This is a genomic window from Candidatus Enterococcus moelleringii, assembly GCF_017377575.1.
Lineage (GTDB): Bacteria > Bacillota > Bacilli > Lactobacillales > Enterococcaceae > Enterococcus_A > Enterococcus_A moelleringii.
In genome coordinates this window covers 1-24,173 of record NZ_JAFREM010000008.1, presented here as the reverse complement: position 1 = coordinate 24,173, position 24,173 = coordinate 1, and the positions used below count along the sequence as shown (strand labels likewise).

Annotated in this window: 18 protein-coding genes; 7 read left to right on the top strand and 11 right to left on the bottom strand. The window is 41.5% G+C overall.

The features are described 5' to 3' along the window. Positions 1–67: 67 nt before the first annotated feature. Both uvrA and uvrB read right to left on the bottom strand, forming a co-directional pair. Entirely contained in the window at positions 68–2,896 is a 2,829-nt protein-coding gene (gene uvrA, locus JZO70_RS04705) for an excinuclease ABC subunit UvrA (RefSeq protein ID WP_207672391.1), read from the bottom strand. 33 nt (positions 2,897–2,929) lie between these two features. After that, positions 2,930–4,921, bottom strand: coding sequence for an excinuclease ABC subunit UvrB (uvrB, locus tag JZO70_RS04700; RefSeq protein ID WP_347565091.1), 1,992 nt, complete (start codon positions 4,919–4,921; stop codon positions 2,930–2,932). A gap of 262 nt (positions 4,922–5,183) precedes the next feature. On the opposite strand from uvrB, the gene JZO70_RS04695 reads away from it, so the two are divergent. Further along, positions 5,184–7,340, top strand: coding sequence for an amino acid ABC transporter substrate-binding protein/permease (locus JZO70_RS04695; protein ID WP_207672390.1), 2,157 nt, complete (start codon positions 5,184–5,186; stop codon positions 7,338–7,340). A 1-nt stretch (position 7,341) separates the two neighbouring features. Further along, positions 7,342–8,079 (top strand): amino acid ABC transporter ATP-binding protein, encoded by a 738-nt coding sequence (locus tag JZO70_RS04690; RefSeq protein WP_207672389.1) that lies wholly within the window; start codon positions 7,342–7,344, stop codon positions 8,077–8,079. 43 nt (positions 8,080–8,122) lie between these two features. On the opposite strand, the gene JZO70_RS04685 is transcribed toward JZO70_RS04690, so the two are convergent. Together JZO70_RS04685 and tuf are read right to left on the bottom strand one after the other, a co-directional pair. Then, on the bottom strand, positions 8,123–9,160 hold the full coding sequence (locus JZO70_RS04685; protein WP_207672388.1) for an iron-containing alcohol dehydrogenase: 1,038 nt from the start codon (positions 9,158–9,160) through the stop codon (positions 8,123–8,125). An 89-nt stretch (positions 9,161–9,249) separates the two neighbouring features. Then, positions 9,250–10,437, bottom strand: a complete 1,188-nt coding sequence (tuf, locus tag JZO70_RS04680; protein ID WP_207672387.1) for an elongation factor Tu — start codon at positions 10,435–10,437, stop codon at positions 9,250–9,252. A 221-nt stretch (positions 10,438–10,658) separates the two neighbouring features. Here tuf and JZO70_RS04675 point away from each other — a divergent pair, with 221 nt between their 5' ends. The 4 genes from JZO70_RS04675 to JZO70_RS04660 are packed head-to-tail and all read left to right on the top strand — an operon-like array spanning position 10,659 to position 13,065. Next, positions 10,659–11,372, top strand: a complete 714-nt coding sequence (locus tag JZO70_RS04675) for a DNA alkylation repair protein (protein WP_207672386.1) — start codon at positions 10,659–10,661, stop codon at positions 11,370–11,372. Between the two features lie 24 nt (positions 11,373–11,396). Beyond that, positions 11,397–11,654 carry a hypothetical protein gene (locus tag JZO70_RS04670; RefSeq protein WP_207672385.1) on the top strand — a complete coding sequence of 86 codons (258 nt, stop codon included), beginning with the start codon at positions 11,397–11,399 and terminating at the stop codon, positions 11,652–11,654. Between the two features lie 18 nt (positions 11,655–11,672). After that, positions 11,673–12,326 carry an ABC transporter ATP-binding protein gene (locus tag JZO70_RS04665; RefSeq protein WP_207672384.1) on the top strand — a complete coding sequence of 218 codons (654 nt, stop codon included), beginning with the start codon at positions 11,673–11,675 and terminating at the stop codon, positions 12,324–12,326. Next, positions 12,307–13,065, top strand: coding sequence for an ABC transporter permease (locus JZO70_RS04660; RefSeq protein WP_207672383.1), 759 nt, complete (start codon positions 12,307–12,309; stop codon positions 13,063–13,065). The genes JZO70_RS04665 and JZO70_RS04660 overlap by 20 nt, the downstream gene beginning before the upstream one ends. A gap of 49 nt (positions 13,066–13,114) precedes the next feature. Here the strand turns inward: JZO70_RS04660 and ilvA are convergent, their stop codons facing one another. The 7 genes from ilvA to JZO70_RS04625 form a co-directional block, all read right to left on the bottom strand. Then, positions 13,115–14,371, bottom strand: a complete 1,257-nt coding sequence (gene ilvA / locus JZO70_RS04655; protein WP_207672382.1) for a threonine ammonia-lyase IlvA — start codon at positions 14,369–14,371, stop codon at positions 13,115–13,117. 20 nt (positions 14,372–14,391) lie between these two features. Then, positions 14,392–15,387: a ketol-acid reductoisomerase gene (gene ilvC / locus JZO70_RS04650; RefSeq protein ID WP_207672381.1), complete on the bottom strand. Its 996-nt coding sequence runs from the start codon at positions 15,385–15,387 to the stop codon at positions 14,392–14,394. A gap of 51 nt (positions 15,388–15,438) precedes the next feature. Continuing rightward, positions 15,439–15,915, bottom strand: coding sequence for an acetolactate synthase small subunit (ilvN, locus tag JZO70_RS04645; protein ID WP_207672380.1), 477 nt, complete (start codon positions 15,913–15,915; stop codon positions 15,439–15,441). A 1-nt stretch (position 15,916) separates the two neighbouring features. Continuing rightward, on the bottom strand, positions 15,917–17,626 hold the full coding sequence (gene ilvB, locus JZO70_RS04640; RefSeq protein WP_207672379.1) for a biosynthetic-type acetolactate synthase large subunit: 1,710 nt from the start codon (positions 17,624–17,626) through the stop codon (positions 15,917–15,919). A gap of 11 nt (positions 17,627–17,637) precedes the next feature. Next, complete coding sequence (gene ilvD, locus JZO70_RS04635) at positions 17,638–19,320, bottom strand: dihydroxy-acid dehydratase (protein WP_207672378.1); 1,683 nt, start codon at positions 19,318–19,320, stop codon at positions 17,638–17,640. 395 nt (positions 19,321–19,715) lie between these two features. Continuing rightward, a complete protein-coding gene (locus JZO70_RS04630) occupies positions 19,716–21,521 on the bottom strand; it encodes an ABC transporter ATP-binding protein (RefSeq protein ID WP_207672377.1) in 1,806 nt (601 codons plus the stop codon). After that, positions 21,502–23,244 (bottom strand): ABC transporter ATP-binding protein, encoded by a 1,743-nt coding sequence (locus JZO70_RS04625; RefSeq protein ID WP_207672376.1) that lies wholly within the window; start codon positions 23,242–23,244, stop codon positions 21,502–21,504. The genes JZO70_RS04630 and JZO70_RS04625 overlap by 20 nt, the downstream gene beginning before the upstream one ends. A gap of 75 nt (positions 23,245–23,319) precedes the next feature. Between JZO70_RS04625 and JZO70_RS04620 the strand changes: the two genes are divergently transcribed. Continuing rightward, complete coding sequence (locus JZO70_RS04620) at positions 23,320–24,156, top strand: MerR family transcriptional regulator (RefSeq protein WP_207672375.1); 837 nt, start codon at positions 23,320–23,322, stop codon at positions 24,154–24,156. The last annotated feature ends 17 nt before the right edge of the window (positions 24,157–24,173 follow it).

The window sequence follows — 24,173 nt, the reverse complement described above, 5'->3', positions numbered from 1 at the left end:
TGATTATCATACCATAAAGAAAAATGCAATCAAAGCTAAGTCTTTGAATTGCATTTTTTCTTTATAATTATTTTGCGCTTTCCAGCGCTTTTTTCAAGTAATAACCGGTATAACTCTCAGAAACTTCCGCAATTTCTTCTGGCGTACCGGTAGCAAGGATCGTTCCGCCGCCATCTCCGCCTTCAGGTCCTAAATCAATCACATAGTCCGCGGATTTAATTACGTCCAAATTATGCTCGATCACTAAGACTGTATTGCCGGCGTCCACAAACCGTTCTAAGACCTTTAACAGACGAGCAATATCATCTGTGTGCAGTCCAGTTGTCGGTTCATCCAAAATGTAAAAGTTTTTTCCGTTAGAGTTTTTGTGCAGCTCGCTAGCCAGCTTCATCCGTTGGGCTTCACCACCAGATAAGGTTGTTGCAGGCTGTCCCATCGTTACATAACCTAAACCAACATCTACTATTGTTTGCAGCTTGCGGCGAATCTTAGGGATAGGGCTAAAGAATTCAACCGCATCTTCAACCGTCATTTCTAAAATGTCTGCAATGTTTTTACCTTTGTAATGCACTTCCAAGGTTTCAGAATTGTAGCGTTTGCCATGGCACACTTCGCAAGGAACATAAACATCAGGCAAAAAATGCATTTCGATCTTAATGATCCCGTCTCCGCGACAAGCTTCGCAACGTCCACCTTTAACATTAAAGCTAAAACGACCTTTTTTATATCCGCGAATTTTCGCTTCATTCGTTTTAGCGAATAAATCACGAATGTCATCAAAGACACTGGTGTAAGTTGCTGGATTACTACGCGGTGTCCGTCCGATTGGACTTTGATCGATATCCACCAGCTTCTCAATCGTTTTGTACCCGGTGATTTTTTTGTATTTGCCAGGTTTGTTTGAATTACGGTTCAGCTTTTGTGCTAATGCTTTTTTCAAAATCTGGTTGACTAACGTTGACTTGCCAGAGCCGGATACACCCGTTACAGCTACAAATTTGCCTAATGGGAATTCAACATCCAGATTCTTCAAGTTGTTCTCAGCGGCACCCGTAACTTTAACGGCTTTGCCATTTCCTTTGCGGCGTTCTTTTGGAACCGGAATTTGGCGTTTGCCGGATAAATATTGTCCAGTCAACGAGTTATTATTTTTAGCAACCTCTTCTGGTGTCCCAGCAGCTACGATTTCGCCGCCTTGATCACCGGCACCAGGCCCTACATCAATCAAATAATCCGCAGCACGCATCGTGTCTTCATCGTGTTCCACCACAATTAAGGTATTACCTAGATCCCGCATTTTTTTCAACGAATGGATTAGGCGATCGTTATCTCTTTGATGCAATCCGATGGAAGGTTCATCTAGAATGTACAACACACCTGATAGGTTCGAACCGATTTGAGTAGCCAAACGAATTCGCTGCGCCTCACCGCCGGATAAGGTTCCAGCTGCCCGACTTAAGGTTAAGTATTCCAATCCAACATTTCGCAAGAAGGTTAGACGATCACCAATTTCTTTTAAGATTGGTCGAGCAATCATAGTCTCTTGTTCACTCAAACTCAAACCTTCAAAGAATTCTAAAGCTTGATTAATTGAGTCTTCACTAACTTGACCAATGTTTGTTCCATTTACTTGTACAGATAAAGCCTGAGGATTCAAACGTAAACCATGACAAGCTTGGCACTTTAATTCAGTCATATACAAGCGCATTTGTTCACGAGTGAAATCACTATTGGTTTCACGGTAACGGCGATCGATGTTAGGCAGAATCCCTTCAAAAGGTACTTCTACATCCCGCACACCACCAAAATCATTTTCGTAATGAAAATGGAAATGCTCGCCGTTTGAACCATGAAGAATGATTTCTTGGTGTTCTTCAGGCAAATCTTCAAATGGTGTATCCATATCGATCCCAAAGCTTAAGCAAGCCTGCTCCAACATTTGAGGATAATACTGAGAACTAATCGGATTCCAAGGAATTAAGGCTCCTTTTCTCAAAGTCTTAGTTGGATCAGGAATCACTAGTTCTTGATCGACTTCCAGCTTCAATCCTAGACCGTCACATTCAGGACAAGCACCAAAGGGAGCATTAAAGGAGAACAGGCGCGGCTCTAATTCACCTACTGTAAAACCACAGTAAGGACAAGCATAGTGTTCACTAAACAGCATTTCTTCTTGTCCAACGACGTCAACCAAGGCATAGCCGTCTGCTAGACGTAAAGCTGCTTCAAAGGAATCAAATAAGCGAGAACGAATTCCTTCCTTAACTACAATCCGGTCAATCACAATGGCGATATCATGCTTTTTATTTTTTTCTAATGCTGGAGCTTCAGATACGTCATAGACTTCTCCATCTACCCGCATTCTGACATAGCCTTCCCGTTGGATCATTTCAAAAACTTTTTTGTGCTGGCCTTTTTTCTTCACAACCACTGGTGCTAAAATTTGAATTTTCGTGCGATCTGGCAGTTCTAAAACTTTATCCACCATTTGTTCCACTGATTGGGAAGTAATTTCGATATGATCATTCGGACAAATCGGATGTCCAACTCGGGCATACAATAGGCGCAAGTAATCATTAATTTCGGTTACCGTTCCGACAGTCGAACGAGGGTTTTTACTAGTCGTTTTTTGATCGATGGAAATTGCTGGACTTAAGCCATCGATACTATCGACATCTGGTTTATCCATTTGACCCAAAAACTGACGGGCATAAGCTGAAAGACTTTCTACATAACGCCGTTGACCTTCAGCATATAAGGTATCAAAAGCCAATGAGCTTTTTCCTGATCCAGACAAGCCCGTGACAACAACCATTTTGTCACGGGGAATTGTCACGTCTATATTTTTCAAATTATGAGCCCGGGCACCATGAATCACTATTTTATCGTTTGCCATAATTCTCTCCTATTCACAAATACGTTTATTCTTTTACTCAGCTGCTTTTAACTCTAGGATAGTATCACGTAAAGACGCGGCGGTTTCAAAGTCAAGAGTTTTAGCAGCCTCCCGCATTTCGTCTTCTAATTTTTCAATCATCAGTCTGCGTTCTTCGATAGATAGATCATCATAAGAACTAATATCATACGCCCCAACTTCTTCAGCAACCTTGCTGATAGCAATCAGATCACGAATTTCTTTAATGATCGTCTTCGGTTCAATTCCATGATCAAGATTGTATTGATTCTGGATTTCCCGACGACGAGCTGTTTCATCCATTGCACGCTGCATCGAATCTGTTACCTTATCGGCATACATGATTACGCGACCATCAGAGTTGCGGGCTGCCCGACCAATAGTTTGGACCAGTGAACGTTCACTGCGGAGGAAGCCTTCTTTATCGGCATCCAAAATGGCCACTAAAGACACCTCAGGCACATCCAAGCCTTCTCTTAGCAGGTTGATACCAATCAACACATCAAACTTGCCTAGACGCAAATCGCGGATGATCTCGGTACGCTCGAGAGTTTTGATATCGCTGTGGAGATACTTCACTTTGATTCCCAGCTCTTTAAAGTAATCTGTTAAGTCTTCAGACATTTTTTTCGTCAAGGTGGTTACGAAGACCCGTTCGTTTCGTTCGGCTCGTTCATTGATTTCGCCAACTAAATCATCAATTTGTCCCATGATTGGTCGTACTTCAATGACAGGATCCAATAATCCGGTTGGTCGAATGATTTGTTCCACCACTGTATCGGTCTGAGTATCTTCATAAGGACCTGGTGTCGCCGAAACGTAGACAATTTGATTGACCCGCTCTTCGAATTCTTCCAAACGTAATGGTCGGTTATCTAAAGCCGATGGCAGGCGGAAACCATAATCTACCAGCATTTGCTTTCTGGCCCGGTCACCATTGTACATTCCCCGAACTTGCGGCATAGTTACGTGGGATTCGTCAATAACCATCAAGAAATCATCTGGAAAGAAATCAATCAAAGTAAACGGCGGTTCGCCTTCCTTACGTCCATCCATGTGGCGGGAATAGTTTTCAATCCCTGAAGTATAGCCCATTTCCTGCAGCATCTCGATGTCGTAATTCGTCCGCTGTTCTAACCGTTGAGCCTCCAGCAATTTATTCTCACTGCGCAATACTGCTAAGCGATCTGCTAATTCTTTTTGAATGTTGTTGATGGCCACTTCCAAATTGTGCTCATTAGTTAAAAAGTGAGTAGCTGGGAAGATCGCCACGTGCTCAGTCTCACCCATTACTTCACCTGTTAATGCATCGACTTCACGAATCCGATCGATTTCATCACCGAAAAATTCTACCCGCAAAGCTCGTTCATCACGGGAAGCCGGAAAAATTTCTACAACATCTCCTCGAACCCGGAAACGTCCCCGTTGGAAATCAATATCGTTGCGTTCGAATTGAATATCAATCAGCTTTCGCAGCAATTGATTGCGGTCCATTTCCATCCCGACACGCAAGGATACGACTTGCTCTTGGTATTCTTTCGGTGACCCCAAACCAAAAATACAAGAGACGGATGCTACAACAATAACATCATTCCGCTCAAGCAACGCACTTGTAGCCGAATGACGCAATTTGTCTATTTCGTCATTGATACTGGAGTCTTTTTCAATATAGGTGTCACTGGAGGGTACATAGGCTTCAGGTTGATAATAATCATAGTAACTAACAAAGTATTCAACAGCATTATTAGGAAAGAATTCTTTAAACTCTCCATACAGCTGGCCAGCTAACGTTTTATTGTGAGCAATGATCAAAGTCGGTTTATTTACTTCCTTGATTACATTGGAAATGGTGTAGGTTTTACCCGTTCCAGTTGCTCCCAAGAGAATTTGTGCTTTTTTTCCATTTACGAGCCCTTCTGATAATTGGCTGATCGCCACCGGCTGATCTCCTGCGGGTTCATATTTGGAATGAAGGTCAAAAATATTCCCTGTTTCTCTTTCTATCACACAAACGTCCTCCTTTTTTCTTCTATATAATAAGAGAAGAATTCTCAGTGATAAATTATAGCATACCGAACATATTTTCGCTATTTTTTATCCTTATCTTTCATGGTATCTTACATTTTCCTTAAAACACTCCATGTTAACTTTCGTGACATATCATGTCAGGATTTTTTTGTTTTTTTTCGTGCGAACGCGTGTACCTCTTGTTTTCTTTTGCCGTTCTAACATATAATAAGACCAACGATAACACTATAGGAGGTTTGTTATGAAAAAACGAAGACTTTTATCAATCTTGATACTGATGGTGGCAAGTATTATAACACTTGGCTTCAGTGAAAAAAGTCATGCTGCGACGACCTACAAGATAGGAACTGACTTAACTTTCGCACCGTTTGAGTTCCAAGATTCAGATGGCAATTATATCGGAATTGATGTGGATTTAATCAATAAAATAGCGGAAGATCAAGGTTTTGAGGTTGATCTTAGACCTTTAGGTTTTGACCCGTCTATTCAAGGTGTGCAGTCTGATCAGTTGGATGGAATGATTGCCGGAATGAGCATTACCGAAGATCGTAAAAAAACATTTGATTTCTCGGATCCTTACTTCGACAGCGGGATTCAGATGGCTGTTCACAAAGATAACAAGGACATCACAAGCTACGAAGATCTTAAGGGTAAAACAGTTGCTGCCAAAATCGGAACTGAAAGTGCAACTTTTTTAGCGGACAACAAAGATAAGTATGGCTATAGTATTAAGCAGTACGAAGCAGCGGATGCATTGTATAATGCCTTATCCAATGACAATGTCCAAGCAATTTTCGATGACTATCCGGTTTTAGGATATGCAGTAAACAATGGGCAGCCTTTCAAAATGGTTGGCGATTATGAAGTCGGCAGTTCTTACGGCTTTGCTGTAAAAAAAGGTGAAAATAAAGAGTTGTTGGAGAAATTCAATCAAGGCTTGAAAGATTTAAAAGCAGACGGAACTTATGACGAGATCGTCAGCGAATACATCGCTACTGGCGACATGGCTCCTACTGGCGAGATGAAAAAGGTTGAACCGAAAAAGGATACTTACGTTATTGCTAGCGACTCTGCCTTTGCACCTTTTGAATATCAAGACAGTGATGGCGAATATAAAGGGATTGATGTAGACCTGTTGAACCGGGCTGCAGAACTGCAAGGTTTTAATCTTGAGTTCAAATTTATCGGCTTCTCCTCAGCTATGCAGGCTCTAGAGTCTGGTCAGGCTGATGGCATGATTGCGGGTATGACAATCACTGATGAACGAAAAGAAAATTATGACTTTAGTGAGCCTTATTTCCAAAGCGGAATTCAATTAGCTGTCGCCAAAGACAATGATGACATTACTTCTTATGAAGATTTAGATGGCAAAACAGTCGGCGCAAAAGTTGGAACCGAAAGTGCCGATTTCTTAAAAGCTCACGAAGACGAATATGGCTACTCCATCAAAAACTTTGATGCAGCTGATCAATTATATGATGCGTTAAAGGTTGGCTCGATTGATGCCATGATGGATGATTATCCAGTTATTGGTTACGCTGTTCAACAAGGACAAGATTTGAAAACCCCGATTGAACGTGAATCTGGCGGCGAATACGGTTTTGCTGTTAAGAAAGGCGAAAGCGCTGAGCTGGTTGAAATGTTCAACGAAGGCTTGAAAGAGATGCGCCGCACCGGTGAATATGATCAAATCCTAAGTACGCACATTGGAGATGACAGTATTTCGGCTAGTGACGATGGCGTAGATGAATCCACTATTGGCGGTTTGTTGAAAAACAACTACCCTGCCCTATTAGAAGGATTGTGGAAAACCATTGTTCTGGCACTTGTTTCCTTTGCACTGGCAATTGTATTAGGGGTTATCTTCGGATTGTTCCGGGTTTCGCCAGTTAGAGGACTTCGAATATTTGCTGGTCTTTATATTGATGTGATTCGCGGAATTCCAATGATGGTATTGGCCTTCTTCATTTTCTTTGGATTACCAGGTATGACAGGAATTATAATTCCTGACTTTGCTGCCGGTATTATCACCTTAACTTTAAATGCTAGTGCGTATATTGCTGAAATTGTCCGCGGCGGGATTAATGCCGTACCGATTGGTCAAATGGAGGCCTCACGAAGTTTAGGACTTTCCTACAATAAAACCATGCAAAAAATTGTGTTGCCGCAAGCTGTTAAAATAATGATTCCATCTTTCATCAACCAGTTCGTTATTAGTTTGAAAGATACTACTATTATCTCAGCTATCGGTGTAGTTGAATTACTGCAAACGGGTAAAATCATTGTAGCTCGGACAACACAAAGTTCTTATGTTTACTTAATTATTGCTGTAATGTATTTGGTCTTGATTACGCTGTTAACTAAATTAGCGAATCGCTTAGATAAGAAGGTGAATTAAGATGAGTGAAAAAATTGTAATTAATCATTTAGTGAAGAAATTTGGCGATAACACGGTCTTGAATGATCTGAACGTTACGATTAAAGAAGGCGAAGTGGTTTGTGTTATCGGACCCTCCGGCTCTGGTAAATCCACCTTCCTGCGTTGCATGAATCGCTTAGAGGATCCAACAGAAGGTCAGATCATTATTGATGGCCAAGATTTAACTGATAAAAATACCGACATCAACTTAGTTCGTCAACACATTGGAATGGTGTTCCAGCACTTTAACCTATTCCCACATTTAACTGTGTTGCAAAATATCACTTTGGCTCCTTTAGATTTGAAAGGTGAACCAAAGGAAAAAGCCGAAGAACGAGCAGTTGAACTTTTGGAACGAGTTGGTTTGGCTGAGAAAAAAGATGTTTATCCTGATAGTTTATCTGGTGGACAAAAGCAGCGGGTGGCGATTGCTCGTGCGCTGGCAATGAATCCAGATGTGATGCTTTTCGATGAACCAACTTCTGCCCTAGATCCAGAAATGGTTGGCGATGTACTAAACGTTATGAAGGATTTAGCACATCAAGGGATGACGATGGTTATCGTTACCCACGAAATGGGCTTTGCCAAAGAAGTAGCCGATCGCGTGATGTTCACCGATGGTGGGAAAATCTTAGAAGATGGTACACCTGAACAGATCTTTAACAACCCGCATAATCCACGAACCAAAGATTTCTTAGACAAGGTTTTAAATATCTAAAAAAAGAAGTGACCGCTGGAATTTACCTGCGGTCACTTCTTTTTTATATAAATGCTTGGATCCCTGCGATTACTTCCTCTTTCGTCACATTTACTCCACTGCGAACAATTCCATCATTTTCATCGAAAGCTAAGTCCACTACTTTGATAATTTCAGGTTCATCCAACTGCAGGCCTAATTCAGTAATTGTCGTTGGTAAAGACAATCCTTTGAAGAAGTCTAGGTATTCAGATAATTCAGGACACCCTTCAACTTTTAAATGAATCAAGGTAGTTACAGCAATAATTTGTCCGTGACTAGCCTTTAGCTCTTTCCCATAACAACTAGTTAATGCATTGTGCAACGCATGAGCTATACTAAGTCCGCCAGATTCAAAACCTAAACCGCTTAACAAAGTATTCGCTTCTACCACTGCTTCAAATGACGGCGTCACTTTTTTCTCCTTATTATCCGCTGCGGCAGCAAGTCCTTCTGCTAACAAAACCTCTCGACACTTTTCAGCCAATGCTTGGGCGGCTAATGTCGGGCGTCCACCAAGCGTATTGATTCCATCATTCTCCCAAACCGTTCGTGCTTCAACATAAGTAGATAGTCCGTCAGCAATTCCCGAGGTCAAAAAATGAACCGGGCTATTCACCAAAATAGCTGTATCGACAAAAACTAAATCAGGTCCCTTGGAAAAATAGCGATATTTTTGGAAATAGCCCTCCATGTCATAAGCCACAGAAATACGAGAAACCGGAGCGTCGGTAGCCGCTGATGTCGGTACTACAATACAAGCTAATTTCTCCCGCAAGGCTAACGATTTCCCAAGGTCAATTGCTCTTCCCCCGCCAAGTGCCAAAACAAACTCTGTTTCTGCTGGCAAACTAGCTTCATCTCCCATGTCCACTAGCCAAACAGTTATTTGACACCCGGATTGAGTTAAACGATAAATTAAATCTTCACCAATCAATTGATAGACAAATGTATCCGTAACAACTAAACCTTTTTTTCCAAACTGTAGCAATTCATCAAACCGCGAAGCTAAAATATTCTCACCTTGCAAATACATACCCGGACTTACAAAAATTTTTTCCATCTAATCCCTCACCTTTTCTTTTAATCATAGCTTACTTGATGCGGGAAAGAAAGAAAAAAAGCACCGCGGCTGCGGTGCTTTCTCAGTAATTAGTCGTCAATTTCAGTTACGATACCTGAACCAACAGTCCGTCCACCTTCACGAATAGAGAAAGTTGTCCCTTTTTCTACTGCGATTGGGTGAATCAAATCAACTTCGATTGTCACATTGTCCCCAGGCATAACCATTTCAGTATCCTCTGGTAAAACAATGTTACCGGTAACGTCTGTTGTACGGAAGTAGAATTGTGGACGATAGTTGTTAAAGAATGGCGTATGACGGCCACCTTCTTCTTTCGACAACACATATACTTCAGCCTTGAACTTAGTATGTGGTGTAATTGAACCAGGTTTAGCAATAACTTGACCACGTTCGATTTGATCACGGGTGATCCCACGTAATAGAATACCAACGTTGTCTCCAGCTTCACCGTAATCCAATGTCTTACGGAACATTTCTAGTCCAGTAACAACCGCTTTTTGAGTTTCAGGTTTAATCCCAACGATTTCAATTTCATCGCCGACATTTACTTTACCACGGTCGATACGTCCAGATGCAACAGTACCACGTCCAGTAATTGAGAAGACATCTTCCACTGGCAACAATAATGGTTTGTCGTTGTCACGTTCTGGTGTTGGAATATATTCATCAACAGTATCCATTAGGTCCAAGATTACTTGTTCTTGTTCAGCATCGCCTTCTAAAGCTTTCAAAGCAGATCCCTTCAAGACAGGAATATCATCACCTGGGAAACCATATTCAGTTAACAATTCACGAACTTCCATTTCAACCAAGTCGATTAATTCTTCATCATCAACTAGATCAACTTTGTTTAAGAAGACGATCAAATATTTAACCCCAACTTGACGGGATAATAGAATGTGTTCACGAGTTTGCGGCATAGGGCCATCAGTTGCTGAAACAACCAAGATTGCTCCGTCCATTTGAGCAGCACCAGTGATCATGTTCTTCACGTAGTCCGCGTGTCCTGGAGCATCGATATGCGCATAGTGGCGTTTTTCAGTTTCATATTCAACGTGGGCAGTATTGATAGTGATTCCGCGTTCACGTTCTTCAGGTGCAGCATCGATACTTGCATAGTCCTGAGGGTTTGCAAGACCTTTTTTGCCTAGTACCGTTGTAATTGCTGCTGTTAATGTGGTTTTCCCATGGTCGACGTGTCCGATGGTACCAATATTAACGTGTGGTTTACTTCTATCATAATGTTCTTTTCCCATAATAATACAAACCTCCTAGATGAATTGAGCTCTTTTGAACTCACGGTTATAGTATATAGCTTTTCGTGAAAAAATGAAAAGATTTACACTTGTTACTATCTGTAAGTAACCGTGAACACATCATACATCAAAATTGGTCAAACTCAAAATGATTTGTCTTGAACTTTCAATAGACGAAAAATCCAGAGTGAGGGATAATAGAAAATAAAACGAGGTGTGCTGTGACAATCGAGGAAATTATTCAGTACCTGCAAGAGAATGCTTCAGATAAATACAAACAAAATGTCATTAAACTGGGGATCCCCGCTGAGGATGCGATTGGCGTGGCTACTCCAGCGCTTAGAAAGTTCGCCAAACAGCTGCCAAAAGACAAAGACTTTCTGCTGCAATTATGGGAAACGGGTTATCATGAATGCAAGATGCTGACGATTCTTGCTTTAAAACCGAAAGATTGTACAAATGAAGACATTATTGCTTTAATGAATGGTGTGCATTCTTGGGATCTCTGCGACCTCTTGTGCAAGACCATTGTCATCAAGAAGAATTTTGACGAATACATTCGCCAGTGGATTACTTCGGATCAGCTTTATCAGAAAAGAGCCGCTTTTACTCTGATTGCCAACACTTCTACCCATGCCAAACTTTCGATTAATGAAATTAGCAGTTATCTGCAACTGATTCAGCAGTATGCCGATGATGAGCGTCTCTTAGTGAAAAAAGCCGCTTCTTGGGCTTTGCGGGAATTAGGGAAAGTCAGCCTAGAAAGCAAATCGCTATGTATTGAAATGGCCGAAGAACTTCAGGTGGATTCTTCAAAAGCGAAACAATGGATAGCCAAAGATGCCTTGAAGGAATTAAAGACTTTAGTCAAAACTGAAGGACGTTCACGCTTAATTTCAAATAAATCAAAAATGGGACAACAAGTCTCTCAATAAACTAACGCTTTAGGAGGAATCGCTATGCAAGTTTTTGAACAACAACTCTCACACATTCCCGAGGAAATCAAAAATGCTTGGAGCTCTAGTTTTGTCTTCGTAATGGAAAATGGGACGAAATTCTGGCATTTCCCAGCCCGTCAGTGGACAGAAGAGCAAATCCAAGAATATTTTCTAAACCGATATCAGGCGACTAGCCATTTTATTGATCATCCTAATTATCATGTAAAACAGCTGGTAGTGGAAAATCATCCCGAGCTGTTCGTTATCGTTCCCCGTTAAACAGAAAGGATTTTAGCCATGTCTTTGTTAGAATTAAAAAACATTTGTTATCAACCGCAACAGCAGTTAATTATTGATCACATTAATTTAGACGTTAAAGAATCTGATTTTCTCACTATTTCCGGACCATCCGGCGGTGGAAAAAGTACCCTGCTGCGTCTGATCGCTTCGTTGGCAACACCTACCTCAGGCGACATTATCTTTAATGGAAAGAAACAGAACGAATATCTGTATACCGAATACCGTCAACTGGTTTCTTATTGTTTCCAGCAGCCGACTTTATTTGGTGATACCGTTCGTGATAACCTGGACTTTCCCTATTTAATAAGAGAAAAAAATCCAGACCAGCAAACCATGCTGCAGCATTTAGAAATGGTGGATTTGCCTCAGGATTACCTTGATAAACCTATCACTCAGCTTTCTGGCGGTGAAAGACAGCGGGTAGCCTTAATTCGCAATATTCTATTCTTGCCGAAAATTTTATTGCTAGATGAAGTCACAGTAGGTTTAGATGAACAAAATAAAGCCATCATTCAGCAATTAATTGCCCATATCCATCAAAAGCAAGTCACGATTTTGCAGGTTACTCACGACGAAGCTGAGATACAAGCTGCTGAAAAGATTATTTGGATTAAAGGAGGGAAATTAGACCATGAACCTATCCGTCAATAATTTATCGCTGGTACTTTCCTTTGGTTTAGTCCTAATCGCTGTGGCAATTAGTTATAAGGAAAAACTAGATCTATCTAAAGATATCTTTTTCAGCATCCTGCGGGCAGTCATTCAACTGGTAATCGTAGGTTATGTCTTAAAGTATATATTCCAAGTCGACAATAATATACTTACCACAGCCATGAGTTTATTCATCGTATTTAATGCTGCTTGGAACGCTCACAAACGAAATTCCAGCCAGCACAAAAAATACATCCACTCATTGGCAGCTATCTTAATCAGCACCTATGTAACCTTGGGGGTATTGATTCTTTCCGGAGCTATTCAATTTATTCCGTCACAAATTGTCCCAATTACTGGCATGATTGCCAGCAACTCCATGGTAGCGATCGGCTTATGTTACCGGAACTTAAATACTCAGTTTCACGATCAACGGCAGCAAGTTTTGGAAAAATTAGCGTTAGGGGCTTCAGTAAAATTAGCCGCTCAACCAATTCTACAACGCAGTATTAAAACGGCAATGCAGCCAACAATTGATTCAGCTAAAACGGTGGGGCTGGTTAGTTTACCAGGAATGATGTCAGGTTTGATTTTTGCTGGTTTGGACCCGGTTCATGCCATCAAATATCAAATCATGGTGACTTTTATGCTATTGTCGGCTACTAGCCTAGGAGCAATTATCGGCGGCTATAGTGCCTACAAAAACTATTTCAACGATCAGTATCAGTTGATCGACTAAAAAAAGAGGCTTCTCGATCCCTTTTGCTAAGGATCAAGAGCCTCTATTTTTATACTAATAAACCATACAATGTCTGGTTTTCACTCAAATCAATGTAATTCGGATCAAATTGTTCAATGTTCTTCAACAACGCTGGCAGATCTTCTTTACGTTTCAGCAAAATACCTAAGATTACCGGTCCAGCTCCACGATTGACTTTTTTTGTGTACTCAAATCGCGTAATATCATCATCTGGTCCTAATACCTCAGTAACAAATTCCTTCAACGCGCCCGGACGCTGTGGAAAGCTAACCACAAAATAATGTTTCAAGCCTTCATACATCAGCGAACGTTCTTCGATTTCAGCCATACGATTGATATCATTGTTGCCTCCGCTGATAATGCAAATGACCGTTTTCCCTTTGATCTCGTCTTTCAACGGTTCCAAAGCTGCCACACTCAATGCACCAGCCGGTTCAGCAATAATCGCCTGCTTGCCATACATCTCTAAAATGGTTGAACAAACTAAACCTTCGTCTACTGTAACTAAACCATCCACATATTTGTTGGCGTGGGTATAAGTAATCTCGCCAACTTTTTTGACAGCCGCACCATCAACGAATTTGTCGATTTCATTCAATTCAATTGGTCCTTCATTATCAAAAGCTGCTTGCATCGAAGGAGCTCCAGCTGGTTCAACGCCGATTACTTTAGTTGTCGGTGAAGTATTCTTCACATAAGAAGAAACCCCGCTGATTAAACCGCCGCCGCCAATCGCTGCTAAGACATAATCTGGTTTGAAGCCTTCTCTTTCCGCATCCGTCATCATCTCTAAAGCCAAGGTTCCTTGACCAGCAATGATATTTGGATCGTTAAAAGGGTCAATAAAGGTCATGTTGTTTTCTTCGCAGTATTTACGGGCTGCCGTTGCCGAAGCGTCAAAGGTATCACCAATTAAGAAGATTTCAACATTGTCGCCACCGAAAAACTGAACCTGGGAAACCTTTTGCTGCGGAGTTGTGCTAGGCATAAAAATCGCAGCATGCGAGTTTAACTCCTTACACGTGTAGGCCACGCCTTGTGCATGATTTCCTGCACTGGCACAAACAACGCCTTTTTGCAATTCAGCAGCCGGTAATTTCTTGATGGCATAATAAGCGCCCCGCAGTTTAAACGAGCGGACTTTTTGCAAGTCCTCACGCTTAAACAATACGTTAGCTTGATATTTTTCCGACAGGTAACGATCATACTGGAGCGGGGTATGTGTGACTGCGTTTTTCAACAGCTGATAGGCAGTTCGCACATCACTATCTTTGACGATTTCCATCTTCCACACTCCCTATCTAATTAGTCTTTACGAGATACAAATGGCATCATTTTACGTAATTCAGCGCCAACTTTTTCAATTTGATGTCCGGCACTTTCTTCACGCATTTTCTTGAATTCAGGGAAGCCTTTTTTATTGTCTTCGATAAATCCGTTAGCAAAGTTGCCGTTTTGGATATCGGTTAAAACTTCTTTCATGTTTGCTTTTGCTTGTTCAGTGATTACGCGAGGTCCTGATACATAATCGCCGTATTCAGCAGTATTAGAGATTGAATCGCGCATTTTTCCGAAGCCGCCTTCGTAAATCAAGTCGATGATCAATTTCATTTCATGACAAACTTCAAAGTAAGCCAATTCAGGTTGGTAGCCTGCTTCAACTAATGTTTCAAAGCCTGCTTCGATCATGCTGGTTAAGCCGCCGCACAATACTGCTTGCTCACCGAATAAATCAGTTTCAGTTTCTTCTTTAAAGGTTGTTTCCAAAACACCTACCCGAGTTGCGCCGATGCCTTTAGCATAAGACAATGCAACTTCTTGAGCATTTCCTGTTGCGTCTTGGTAGACAGCGAATAAAGCGGGTACCGCAAAACCTTCAGTAAAGGTACGACGAACTAAATGTCCTGGTCCTTTTGGTGCTACTAAGAAAACATCCACGTCTTTTGGTGGTTCAATTACATCAAAGTGGATATTGAAGCCATGAGCAAAAGCCAATGCATTGCCAGCCACTAAGTTAGGTTTGATTTCATTTTCGTACAAATCACCTTGGATTTCGTCTGGTGCTAAAATCATCACAACTTCAGCTTTTTTAGTTGCTTCATTTACAGGTAATACTTCAAAGCCGTCTTCGCGGGCTGCGTCAGCTGATTTACCTTCACGAGCGCCGATAATTACTTCATGACCTGTATCACGCAAATTTTGAGCGTGGGCATGGCCTTGAGAACCATAACCAACTATTGTAATTGTTTTTCCTTCTAATACATCTTTTGCTACTGAATCGTCATAATAAACTTTAACCATAAATTTATTCTCCTCCGTTTTTAAACTATCTATTAAAAGCAAAATTTGCGATTAACCTCTGGTAAATCCGGTAACACCGGTACGTGCCATTTGTTTGATTCCATAGGGTTTTAATACATCAATGCAGGCGTTCACTTTGTCAGTTGATCCGGCTACTTGCACCACGATTGATTTCAATGATACATCAACAATGTCAGCCCGAAACGGATCGATCATTGCTTGAATCTCTGAACGAATTGGGGCTGGAGCATTCACCTTAATTAAGGCCAGCTCACGTTCCAAATGGGGTTCATCGGTAATGTCAGAAACTTTCACTACCGCAATTTGTTTGTTCAGCTGTTTAGTTACCTGTTCTACTTCCGCTAAAGTATCGGCTTGGATCATCATCGTCAGACGTGAAACGCCTTCCACCTCAGTGGTTCCCACTGAAATATTTTCAATGTTTACCTGTCTGCGGTTCAAGATACTGGTGATTCGACTCAATGTTCCTGATTGGTTGTGCACTTTAGCTGTAATCATTCTGCGCATCTTATTCCACCCCCAACATGTGATCGTTTGGTTGGCCTGCCGGAATCATTGGCAGAACCTGTTCCCGATTGTCCACGATTACTTCAATCAACATCGGACCTTCTGTTGCGAAGGCTTCCCGCAGTTGTTCATCCAACTTACCAGGCTCAGAGATCTTCATGCCTGATATCCCATAAGCTTCAGCCAGTTTCATAAAGTCCGGTTGGTCATCCATTACAGATTGAGAGCGACGTTCATTGAAGAAGCGCTCTTGCCACTGCCGAACCATGCCTAGCGAATGATTGTTCATCAAGACAAACTTAATGTCCAAGTTGTAAATATTTAAAATAGCCAATTCCTGATTGGTCATTTGGAAACCACCATCGCCCACAAAAACCACTACCGAACGATCCTTCTCACCAAACTTAGCACCAATCCCTGCCGGAATACCATAACCCATCGTGCCTAGTCCCCCGCTGGTGATTAGTTGTTTAGGGAAGCGGAAGGGATAAAATTGAGCCACCCACATTTGATGCTGACCAACATCCGTAACCACAAATGACTCGCCTTCCGTAATATCTGCGACAATCTCAATAACTTTCTGTGGTTTAATCGTCTCATTACTGTCGGTATATTGCAATGGATATTTTGCTTTTCTTTCAGCACAAAGCGCTAGCCACTCACTGCATTCAGGTTTTTCCACTTTTTTGTCCAGCATTTGCTGCAAAGCAATTTTAGCATCTCCCACAATCGGAATGTCTGTCGGAATAATTTTCCCGATTTCGACTGGATCAATATCGATATGCGCAATTACAGCATCTTTAGCAAAAGCTTCTGGATTGGTAGCAATCCGATCGTCAAAACGGCATCCGATGCTAAGCAGAAAATCAGTTTCCATCATTGCCATGTTAGCCGCGAACGTGCCATGCATACCTCCCATTCCCAAGAACAGCTCATGTTCATGAGGGAAGACGCCCAATCCAAGCAAACTAGAAACAACTGGAACTTGATAACGCTCGATTAACTCACGAAATTCTTCGCTGCCATCAGCTGCTACTACTCCACCACCAGCTAGAATAACTGGCTTTTTCGCTTTAGAAAACTGCTTCATCAGCCGCTCAATCTGCATCTTTGAAGGGACTGTGTTGGGCTGATAACTTTCAAGGTGTACTACATTATCACATTCCGCATAAGCTTCCAGGACAGTCATATCCTTAGGCAAATCAATTACCACGGGACCCTTGCGGCCAGTTGTGGCAATATGGAAAGCTTCATGCACAATCTTCGGCAGCTCTTCAATATCGCGAACCTGATAATTATTTTTAGTGATTGGTAAGGTAATTCCTAGAACATCTGCTTCCTGAAATGCATCTTTACCAATACCTGGTGTCGTTACTTGTCCGGTAATTACTATCAACGGAACCGAGTCACTCATTGCGTCAGCAATTCCTGTCACAGCGTTGGTAGCTCCTGGTCCACTGGTCACAATAACAACGCCTGGTTTTCCTGTAGCTTTAGCGTAGCCTTCTGCAGCGTGAACCGCTCCTTGCTCATGGCGAGTCAGGATATTGGGAATCGTAGTTTCATCATAAAGTGCGTCATATAAAGGCAGAACAGATCCTCCAGGGTAACCGAAGATAATTTCTACGCCTTGTTTGTGCAAACAATCTAAGAGCAGTTTTGCCCCTGACATCTTTTCCCGCTGCTGCGCTTTGGTCTCTACTTTTTCCATAACGATTCCTCCTAATCTTCTGGTAGTTTCATAATACCGCCGGTGTGTGCCGAAGTTACAAGTGCAGAATAGCGGGCCAACCAGCCTTTCTTCACTTTTGGTTCAAATTTCACAAGTTGATCTTTGCGTTTCATCATTTCTTCTTCTGAAATTTCAGCATTTAAGGTACGGTTGGTTAAATCAATCGTAATCGTATCACCATCTTGTACTAAAGCTAATGGACCACCCGCTGCTGCTTCAGGAGAAACGTGTCCGACTGCTATCCCACGAGTGGCACCTGAGAAACGACCATCGGTAATTAAAGCGACATCTTTTCCTAAGCCGCGACCAACAATACTTGAGGTAGGAGCCAGCATTTCAGGCATCCCTGGTCCGCCCTTAGGACCTTCATAACGAATAACTACTACATGTCCTTTGCCGACCGTATGGTTATCAATTGCTTCAACCGCTTCGTCATGAGAGCTGAAACAGATAGCTTTACCCTTGAATACTTTAATACTTGGATCTACACCCCCGACCTTAATGACACTGCCCTCAGGAGCAATGTTGCCGTATAGAATAGACAAGCCGCCAACTGGGCTGTAAGGATTCTCTTTCGGATGAATCACTTCTTCATTTTTGATAGTCCAGTCTTTGACACTCTCGCGTAAGGTCTTACCTGTAACTGTGATCCGATCGGGATGAATCGCTCCATCGATCGAAACTAATTCATTAATAATTGCAGGAACCCCGCCAGCTTCATGTACATCATGCATTGAATAAGCTGATGAAGGTGCTATTTTAGATAAGTATGGAACCCTCTTAGCAATTTCATTGATGTCTTCTTGGTTGTAGTCGATTTCTGCTTCATTAGCAATTGCCAATGTATGCAAGACTGTATTTGTTGAACCACCCATCGCCATGTCTAAAGCAAAAGCATCGTCAATGGCTTCTTTAGTCACGATATCTCGTGGTTTAATTTGCTTTTTCACTAAGTCCATCAATTGAACTGCTGACTTTTTAACTAGTTCTCGACGTTCGTCAGATACTGCCAAGATTGTGCCGTTTCCTGGAAGAGCCAGTCCTAACATTTCCAATAAACAGTTCATAGAGTTAGCAGTAAACATCCCTGCACATGATCCACAAGTTGGACAAGCATTTTGTTCCATAAAGGTAAAGTCTTTTTCTGACATTTGACCTTCCTTAAAGGCGCCTACTGCTTCAAACATAGAAGATAATGTCGTTTGGTGACCAGTTGGATCAATCCCCGCCTTCATCGGGCCACCAGAGCAAAAAATTGCCGGTACATTGGTCCGCATAGCTGCCATGATCATGCCAGGTGTGATCTTGTCGCAATTTGGAATGTAGAAAACTCCATCAAACCAGTGAGCATTGATTACAGTTTCAGCTGAATCAGCGATCAACTCACGGCTGGGCAAGGAATAACGCATCCCAATGTGCCCCATAGCAATCCCGTCGTCGACACCAATCGTATTAAATTCAAAAGGAATACCGCCAGCTTCACGAATCGCTTCCTTTGCTACATCTGCTAATTCTCTCAAATGAACGTGTCCAGGTACTATATCAATGTACGAATTGCAAATCGCAATAAACGGTTTGTTCATATCTTCAATATTTTTTACTTGCCCCGTCGCATAAAGCAAGCTCCGGGCGGGTGCTGCATCGATTCCTTTTTTAATCTGATCACTTCTCATACGTTCCATCTCCCATTCCATTTAAAAAAGCATCCCAACAATAAAGTGGGATGCTTTTGCAAGAATCCCATTCCTTAACGCAAATAGGACTCAAACATTCGGATAAACATTCCTCCGGTGTTCTAAGTCCTGTACTCAATAATTAATAAGACGATTTGATTCATTTGAGTATACTTGCGCATGTGAACGGCTCCTTGTCTTCATTCTAGTCTAATGGTTCTCTCATTAATTTCATTAACTATAACGCGAACAAAATTAAAAGTCAATGAGTTTTCAGAAGATTTTTTATACTCGAGAAAATCCCGTTGAATACTTTCATTATGAAACGTTTTTCACAAACTTTTTCCCTTTTTGCAAGCAAAAAAAGCCCGACATTTTTGTCGAGCTTTCTGCGATTATGCTGAGGCAAATTGGCTGTTGTACAAATTGGCATAGAAGTCGCCTTTTTCCATTAAGGTTCGGTGACTCCCTTGCTCTATAATCGAGCCATTTTGCATAACCAAAATTAAATCAGCGTTTTTAATCGTAGACAAACGGTGAGCAATGACAAAACTGGTTCGTTCACTAGTTAAGCGGTCCATTGCCTGCTGGATCATTTCCTCAGTCCGTGTATCCACACTAGAAGTTGCTTCATCTAAGATCAAGATCTGCGGATCAGCTAAAATTGCTCGGGCAATTGTTAAGAGCTGCTGCTGACCTTGGGAAATTTGGCCATCCTCAGACGATATAATCGTATCGTACCCATTCGGCAACGTACGAATAAAGTGATCACATTGAGCCGCCTTAGCCGCTTGTATGACCTCCTGACGAGTAGCCTCAGGATTTCCATAAGCAATGTTATCTGCTACTGTTCCTTCAAACATCCAAGTATCCTGCAGAACCATTCCGAACTTGCGGCGAATAGCTGCGCGCGAAAAATGTTTGACGTTCTTGCCATCAATTTCAATTTGTCCGCCATTCAGATCATAAAAGCGCATCAATAGGTTGATCATTGTCGTTTTACCGGCACCAGTTGGACCAACAATTGCTACCGTCTGTTTCGGCTTAACCTTGAAATTTACATCCTCCATTAATAAATGTTCCGGCTGATAGCCAAAAGCTACATGCTTGAAGGCCACCTCACCGCGAACTTTTTCAGGAACAGATAAAGTCAGCGGCTCTTCACTTTCTTCTTCCAAGTCTAGAATCTCGAATATTCTTTCCAAAGCAGCAAAGGCACTTTGCAAGCTGTTAATCACATAAGAAACTTGTGTGATCGGTTCAGAAACCTGGTTAACATATTGTAAATAAGCTTGCACCAACCCGATCGATAGTTGACCGTTAATTACCATAATCCCGCCGACAACCGCGCTGGTTACAAATCCTAGCTGGTTAATTAAACGAATTAGTGGATTAATAGCAAAGCTAACAAATTGAGCTTTTTTAAAGGCTTGGAACTGGGCTTCGTTCAATTCATCCAACTCTTCTAACGTTTCCTTTTGGCGATTGTAAGCCTTAATTACCAAGTTGCCAGAATAATTTTCTTCTGCCTTAGTTCCCACAGCCCCAAGAGCCACCTGGTTCTCAGAGAAATATTCTTGGTTTTTATTAGCTAAGTAATTGGTCAAGAACAAACTAATCAAAAGAATGACGACAATCCCGATAGTTAGCAATGGACTCAAATAGATCATTAGACCTAAACCAATCACAATTGAGAGGACTGCTGAGATTAACTGCATCAAGCCTACTTGCAATACTTCAGAGACTTTATCCAAGTCCAACGTTGCTCTAGTTAAAATATCCCCGGTCTTGTACTGATCAAAAAAGTTCATCGGCAGACGGTTTAATTTTTCGGTCAATGTTTTTCGCAGTCGCAAGGTCAGCGTTTCAGCCACACTAGCCATAGTGTACTCTTGCAGTAATGAAAACAGCGAAACTCCAATCCAGGTTAAAAACAAGAAGATAACCGGCCAGGTTAGAGCAGTGACTAACGCCTCCAACGAAAATTGGTTGTTTTGGAACAGTGCGATGATAGCATCTAATCCCCAGCCCAAAATCAACGGCGTAACTGCCATTAGAGCGGCGAAAAAGATCGCAGAGGTAATAATAATCAAAAAGCGGCTTTTTTGCTCTGCCAACAGTTTAAATAGTCTTAAGCCGGTTTTTTTCATGTCTTTAGGCATTTCTGTATCAATTGTTTCATCAACTTGCTTCATGCTCATGCTTCTTCTCCTCCATCCCTTGAGATTTAGCAAACTCTTGATAAACACTGCAGGTAGCTAACAGTTCCTCATGGGTCCCTTTACCTACAATTTTACCTTCTTCTAAAACAATAATTTGATCCGCATCCTTAATAGTAGAAAGACGCTGAGCCACAATCACAATCGCGGCATCTTTTAAATAGCTTTTCAAAGCCAGACGCAATTTCGCATCGGTTTGATAATCCAATGCCGAAAAACTATCATCAAAGAAATACAAGTCAGCTGGTTTGATCAAAGCACGTGCAATACTCAATCGTTGCTTTTGCCCGCCAGAAAAATTATTCCCTTTTTGAGCAACAGTCGCTTGATACTGACCATCTAAACCATTAATAAACTCTTCGGCCTGAGCAATTTTAGCAACATTTTGCATCTCTTCGCTAGTTGCTTCAGGATTACCGAAGAGGAAATTATCCTCAATCGTCCCACTAAATAAAAAGGCTTTTTGCGGAACATAGCTAATCCGATCCCGCAGCGCATTTTGCGAAACATTTCGAATAGGTTCCCCTCGAAAACGTATCTCACCTTTTGAAGTGTCACGGAAACGCAGCATCGCCTTGGCGATTGTGCTCTTACCAGAACCAGTACCACCAACTATGGCCGTGATTCCTTTGGGGATGTCAAAAGAGATATTTGATAAAACAGATTCTTCTGCTCCGCTATAGGCAAAATCCACATGATCAAAAACAGCAATAGGTCCTTCAGGCGCAGCTTCAAAGCTTTCCTTCGATCCATCGACAATTTCCTCTTCTTTATTTAATACTTCACCGATACGCTCCAAAGAGGCCAAAGCTTTAGGAATCATAACGATAACCATTGCGGCCATCGTTAAGAACCATAAACTCAAAATCGTATACTCACTAATTGCAGTCAAACTACCGATTGGCACATTGCCTTGCAGAACAAGGACACCACCAAAAGCTAGCACGGCCGTCATCCCAAGCCCCATCACCAAATTGACAGTCGGATTTAAGACAGCAAACAGCTTGTTTACACGGATCATGACATCTGCGTAAGTACTGAATGTATTATCGGTACGTTTCTTCTCAAACTTTGTCTTGTCAAAAGCCCGAATCACTCGTACACCCGTGTAGAACTCACGTAAAACCTGCATCATTTTATCCATTCTTTGCTGCATAACATCAGCCAATGGAATAGCTTTTTTGATAACGACTAATGACACAACCGAGAACAACACGATAGATAGAGTCGGAATCCAAACAAACCGCCACGAAATAGCCCCAGTTAATACAATAGAAGCAATACAGATTAATGGAGCAGGAATAATCATTTGAAATACCATCATCAAAATTTGCTGAATGTTGGTAATATCACTAGTTGTACGTGCCAACAGCGTCGGAGTACCAAACTCTTCCATTTCAGCTAGCGACAAACTTTGCGTCTTTTCGACTAAACGTTTCCGTAAAAAATAGCCGAAACGACCGGCTAAAATAGCTGAATAATAACTGGCAATAATTGATACAATCCCTGTTAGTACGGCTACACCCAGCATAAAGCCGCCGTTGCGCCAAATTGCTCCTTGATCCTGAATTAAAATACCTTCATCAATAATTTCAGCAACATAGTAAGGAATCATTAACGTTCCAACAGCTTGCAAGATCATTAAAATGAAGGTTGCCAAGAACATCTTGCGATAATCCTTGAAAAAGATTTTAAATAATTTCATCTTCTATTCCTCCTTCTCAAATGGTAGAATAAACTGTAACGTAACGTTACAGTCAAGCAAAAGGAGAAAATTCTTATGAAAAAATATCTCTCCATCAGTGAAATGGCTCAATATGCCGGTATTAGCCGTCGAACCTTAATCTATTATGATCAGATCGACTTGTTTAAACCCGTGAAGGTGGGCGATAACGGCTATCGCTATTACGGAATTGATCAGTACTTTGAACTAGATGTCATTTTGCTGTTAAAAAATATCGGAATGCCCTTAGAAGAAATTCAAGTCTTTTTAAAAAATCGGAATGTAGACTACGCTCTCCAGGAGTTCTATCGCCAGAGAAGTAAAGTTGACCAGCAAATAGAACAATTGAAAGACATTCGCACTTCCTTGGATAGTTTCATAGAACGTTATGAAACCTTAAAAGACTTCGATCTAGAATCTATTACCTACAGCTATCGAGAAACAGAATCCTTTGTCATTTCAGACATTATCGAAAGCGGCGACACGATGGATTCCGTGCAAATTTACGGTCGATTCTATTCTTCTGTTGACAGCAAAGATCTTTTTAGCGGTTACCCCATAGGCTTTCTAGTGGATGGAGCTGCTTTTTATAAAGAAAACTTTCACACAGCACCTTATCGTGCCTTGGTGAAAATTCCGGATGATCGCCTCCATTTATATCAATTACAAAAAATCGTTACACGCCCTGCCGGCTATTATGTCTCAGGTTTTATGAAGGATGAAATCCATCATATTAACACCTTCAATAATCGATTCCAGAGTTACTTGAAGGAGCATAAGTTAGTTTTAGATGGCGATATTTGGGAACTGCTTTGGCAGGACGAAGCCACTTCTGAGTTACCGGAGGATCAAGTTTTTGAGGTGCTAATACCCGTAAAAAAGGTTTCCGTTTAAATAGTAAAAGATCTATC

Bases quoted from the DNA above. Each gene is read 5' to 3' on its own strand.
- uvrA (WP_207672391.1), bottom strand. From the start codon at position 2,896: ATGGCAAACGATAAAATAGTGATTCATGGTGCCCGGGCTCATAATTTG.
- JZO70_RS04695 (WP_207672390.1), top strand. From the start codon at position 5,184: ATGAAAAAACGAAGACTTTTATCAATCTTGATACTGATGGTGGCAAGT.
- JZO70_RS04690 (WP_207672389.1), top strand. From the start codon at position 7,342: ATGAGTGAAAAAATTGTAATTAATCATTTAGTGAAGAAATTTGGCGAT.
- JZO70_RS04685 (WP_207672388.1), bottom strand. From the start codon at position 9,160: ATGGAAAAAATTTTTGTAAGTCCGGGTATGTATTTGCAAGGTGAGAAT.
- tuf (WP_207672387.1), bottom strand. From the start codon at position 10,437: ATGGGAAAAGAACATTATGATAGAAGTAAACCACACGTTAATATTGGT.
- JZO70_RS04670 (WP_207672385.1), top strand. From the start codon at position 11,397: ATGCAAGTTTTTGAACAACAACTCTCACACATTCCCGAGGAAATCAAA.
- JZO70_RS04665 (WP_207672384.1), top strand. From the start codon at position 11,673: ATGTCTTTGTTAGAATTAAAAAACATTTGTTATCAACCGCAACAGCAG.
- JZO70_RS04660 (WP_207672383.1), top strand. From the start codon at position 12,307: ATGAACCTATCCGTCAATAATTTATCGCTGGTACTTTCCTTTGGTTTA.
- ilvA (WP_207672382.1), bottom strand. From the start codon at position 14,371: ATGGAAATCGTCAAAGATAGTGATGTGCGAACTGCCTATCAGCTGTTG.
- ilvC (WP_207672381.1), bottom strand. From the start codon at position 15,387: ATGGTTAAAGTTTATTATGACGATTCAGTAGCAAAAGATGTATTAGAA.
- ilvN (WP_207672380.1), bottom strand. From the start codon at position 15,915: ATGCGCAGAATGATTACAGCTAAAGTGCACAACCAATCAGGAACATTG.
- ilvB (WP_207672379.1), bottom strand. From the start codon at position 17,626: ATGGAAAAAGTAGAGACCAAAGCGCAGCAGCGGGAAAAGATGTCAGGG.
- ilvD (WP_207672378.1), bottom strand. From the start codon at position 19,320: ATGAGAAGTGATCAGATTAAAAAAGGAATCGATGCAGCACCCGCCCGG.
- JZO70_RS04630 (WP_207672377.1), bottom strand. From the start codon at position 21,521: ATGAGCATGAAGCAAGTTGATGAAACAATTGATACAGAAATGCCTAAA.
- JZO70_RS04625 (WP_207672376.1), bottom strand. From the start codon at position 23,244: ATGAAATTATTTAAAATCTTTTTCAAGGATTATCGCAAGATGTTCTTG.
- JZO70_RS04620 (WP_207672375.1), top strand. From the start codon at position 23,320: ATGAAAAAATATCTCTCCATCAGTGAAATGGCTCAATATGCCGGTATT.